This is a genomic window from Acetobacter malorum, from assembly GCF_001580615.1.
GTDB classification, from domain to species: Bacteria; Pseudomonadota; Alphaproteobacteria; order Acetobacterales; family Acetobacteraceae; genus Acetobacter; species Acetobacter malorum.
Genome location: NZ_LHZC01000015.1, coordinates 1 through 3,619 on the forward strand (window position 1 = coordinate 1; position 3,619 = coordinate 3,619).

The 3,619-nt window shown below is 59.9% G+C and carries 3 protein-coding genes and 1 pseudogene; 3 read left to right on the top strand and 1 reads right to left on the bottom strand.

The window, feature by feature from the left end:
- Nucleotides 1-392 (top strand): septal ring lytic transglycosylase RlpA family protein (locus AD930_RS00090; protein ID WP_156476769.1); only part of this gene is annotated, 392 nt, incomplete at its 5' end.
- A gap of 98 nt (nucleotides 393-490) precedes the next feature.
- On the opposite strand, the gene AD930_RS00095 is transcribed toward AD930_RS00090, so the two are convergent.
- Nucleotides 491-1,477: a YihY/virulence factor BrkB family protein gene (locus tag AD930_RS00095; protein WP_043549458.1), complete on the bottom strand. Its 987-nt coding sequence runs from the start codon at nucleotides 1,475-1,477 to the stop codon at nucleotides 491-493.
- A gap of 448 nt (nucleotides 1,478-1,925) precedes the next feature.
- Between AD930_RS00095 and AD930_RS00100 the strand changes: the two genes are divergently transcribed.
- The gene (locus tag AD930_RS00100) at nucleotides 1,926-3,056 is read left to right on the top strand and encodes a type III PLP-dependent enzyme (protein ID WP_061504672.1); all 1,131 of its coding nucleotides are present in this window, start codon (nucleotides 1,926-1,928) and stop codon (nucleotides 3,054-3,056) included.
- A 171-nt stretch (nucleotides 3,057-3,227) separates the two neighbouring features.
- Nucleotides 3,228-3,619 (top strand): annotated as a pseudogene (locus AD930_RS00105) (YfdX family protein); the annotation flags it as partial.

Here is a 3,619-nt window from a genome sequence, read left to right on the forward strand (position 1 = left end):
ATGGCGGGCGTTTCCATAACCGCCGCACCTCTTCAGGCGCTTTGTTCAACAAGGCCAGCCTGACCGCAGCGCACCCCACAGCCCCCCTCGGCAGCAAGTTGCTGGTGACGTCTGAAGAGACGGGCCGCTCTGTTGTGGTGACGGTGAATGACCGTGGGCCGTATAGCCATAACCGTATTATTGATCTTTCACAGGCCGCGGCTGCGCGCATCGGCATGCTGGGCGCTGGTGTGGCCCATGTGAAGATTGAAGTCGCTCCGATCGAAGTTGCGTCTGCGCCTCAGGATGGTAGCGAATCGCTGGAGTCCAATACGCTGGAGATGGCTGCTGCTCAGCCCCAGACCGGGGTGCGGGTTCTGCATCGCCCCCGCGTGAGAGCCGCCCGCCACTAAAATCGGGTGCTTTTAAACGCTTATAAAAAAGGCCGGTCAGGTGATCCTGAACCGGCCTTTTTTGTGTGTGCCCCTAAGGGGCGCACGGTGGGGAGAAGTTAGAACGTCAGCGGTTTACGGCGTTCGCCCCGGGCGTAGATTTCCATCTCGGCGTTCAGTTCCGCCCCCATCAGCACGACCCATGCGCTGACGAAGAACCACATCATGATGGCAATCACCGCACCCAGAGGTCCGTACGTGGCGTTGTAGCTGGCAATATGCGCCACGTAATAGGAGAAGCCGAAGGCCACGATAATCCATGTGAAGGTGGCAAACAGCGCGCCCGGCATCACCCAGCGCCACTGGCCCGGCGCTTTACGGTCCGGCCCAAAGCGGTAGAGCGCGGACATGGCCAGAATCTGGAAGGTAAACATAATCACCGGGCCGCTCCACTGCGCCAGAAACTCAATGGAACCGGGCGGGGTGGGGATGTGCAGCCATGCGGGCAGATTGAGCAGCAGCGGCAGGGCCACCATCAGCGCCAGTGTCAGAGCGGCACCCAGAACAGCAGACAGCGTCATGGCGAGTGCTGTGAGCTGGAACACAAAGAAATTTCGGTTTTCCTGCGTATTGTAGGCAATGTTCAGCGCGGACAGAATGGATTTGGTGGCCGCCGAGGCGGACCAGAGCGCCACACTCAGCGAGATGACAAGGTTAACCGTCAGAGAGCTGTGCGGCTCGGCCACCAGTGTCTGAATGCGGTCATAAATCAGTGCGTACGCCCCCGGCGGCAGCAGATTCCGCAGCACTTCCAGCTGAGGGGTGACGGTCTGCACATCAAACGCCAGCCCGTAGATGGAAATCAGCGAACTGATGGCCGGGAACAGAGAGAGCGTGGTATAAAAAGCGCAGCCAGCGGCCACCAGCGTGGTGGGGCCGGAAATCAGGCTTTTGAACGTCAGCGTGAAAATGGTTTTCCAGTCCTGCCACCGCAGGGCGGAGGGGCGGGAAAATTTGGGGCCCTGATCTGGGGTGTCCGCCTTCGGTCCCTCTGCAGGGTTCAGATCGTGCTGATGCGGAGCGGCGGGATCACAGAGAACCTGCATCGTGTTTGAAGCATCCTTTTTTTGGCGTGTGGCATCGCGCCTGAGGGGGCCGAACCGTGGAATGCCGGGCGCTGGGCCGGGCTTGCTGTAACGGGCGGTTCCCTTCACGGAAGAAAAAGGTGTTCTGCAATGCTTAAGGCGCTGTGCAGACGTGAAGAAACCGAATGAAGCCGGTTTTATAGGCCTTGAGGTCCCTTTTCCACGTTTTTTTAAAACAGGCCTTTTTTTGACTTGCGCTTGTGGCGTTCTGGCCTCATATGCACCCCCCTACGCAGCAACGCACGTGCCACTGGCCCTCTGAGGTTACGCAACGACGTCAAGCGTTCTGGCAATCTGGGTTTCCGTTGTTGGGGCCCTTCTCTGGTCGCTGGTCCGTTAGACCGTTTCGCAACTCCTCCTCGCGTATTTACCAAAAGCGATGGAGCCTTATTTTGGGGGAATGGGTGGGATGAATCCCAAAATTGCCCGTTTTTTCGCTGAGCAAAAGCCAGCAACACCTTGCCTCGTCGTCGATGTCGATCAGGTCGAGGCTCGTTATCACGCCCTCACAAGCGCTCTGCCGCATGCGCGGGTGTATTATGCCGTCAAGGCCAACCCGGCCATGCCGATTCTGAACCGGCTGGTGGGGCTTGGCTCCTGCTTTGACGCAGCCTCCTGGGAGGAAGTGTCTCTGTGTCTGGAAGCGGGTGCCGCACCGGATGCAATTTCCTTCGGCAATACAGTCAAAAAAGTCTCCGCTATTCGTGCAGCCTATGAAGCTGGCGTGCGGATGTACGTGTTTGACTGCCGGGAAGAGCTGGAAAAGCTGGCGGCGCATGCCCCCGGCTCCCGCGTTTATTGCCGCCTGCTGGTGGATAATGACGGCGCGGAATGGCCGCTCTCCCGCAAGTTTGGCACCACGCTCGACTCCGCGCGTGAGCTGATGCTTCTGGCGCGTGAGTTGGGGCTGGACCCGTATGGTCTGTCCTTCCATGTTGGCAGCCAGCAGCTTTCGTCCGATGCATATGAGGTGGCGATTGCCCGTGTGGCCGCGCTGTTTACAGACCTCAGCGCCGCCGGGCTGGACCTGCGGATGGTCAATCTGGGCGGTGGTTTCCCGGTGCGCTACCGGGCCGATGTGCCGGAAATTGACCACTTCGCGCAGGCCATCAGCCAGGCCATGACCACCCATTTCGGCAATGCGCTGCCGGAAATGCTGGTCGAGCCGGGCCGCTTTATTGTGGGTGAGGCCGGGGTTGTGCGCTCGGAAGTGGTTCTGGTCAGCCGCCGTGGGCGGGAAGACGGGCCGCGCTGGGTGTATCTGGACATTGGCCGCTTTGGCGGTCTGGCGGAAACGGAAGGCGAGGCTATTCGCTACGCCATTCGCACCCCCCGTGATGGCTCACCCACCGGCCCGGTCGCTATTGCCGGCCCGACCTGTGATGGTGCGGACATCATGTATGAAAAGACAGCCTATGAGTTGCCTTTGGGGCTGGAAGCGGGCGAGCAGGTGGAACTGGATGCCACGGGTGCCTATGTGTCCACCTATTGCTCCACCCGGTTCAACGGTTTCCTACCGCTGACGGAACATTATATCTGATATGTTCCAAGGGGGTGGCTGGTCTCTTATGGGCCTGCCACCCTTGTTTTATGCCTCTCCGGCGCTGACCAGACAGGACGGCAGCCCAGCCTTGTGCGGGCCTGCCTTTGCAGATGTGTTGATCTGGCTCAACACTCCTGCGACCTTTGATGATGAGTCTGGAGAGATCTCATGAAAAAAACAGGACTGCTGCTGGCGGCCCTTCTGGCCTCTGCAACTGCTGTGGTTCCGGGTTTTGCTCAGACCACCAGCACAGCAACGCCCACCGCCGCTTCATCCCCTGCGGTTGCTGATACGGCGGCGCAGGATTTTGGACGGCTTTCTGTCGATGGCGGTACCGCCTCGGAAGATATCGGACTGGCGCGTCAGGCTATTTTTGACGGCGATCTGATTGCCGCTGGCCGCCTGATTGCCGATGCCAATATGGCGCTGGAACGCGCCCGCGTGGACAACACGGCTTTCCAGAAAGCGGAAACCGAGCTCCAGCCCGCTAAGACAAAAAGCGCGTCACCCGCCCGCGCTGCGTCTGCCAACAGCACGCCGGTGGCTTGGCTGCCGATTGA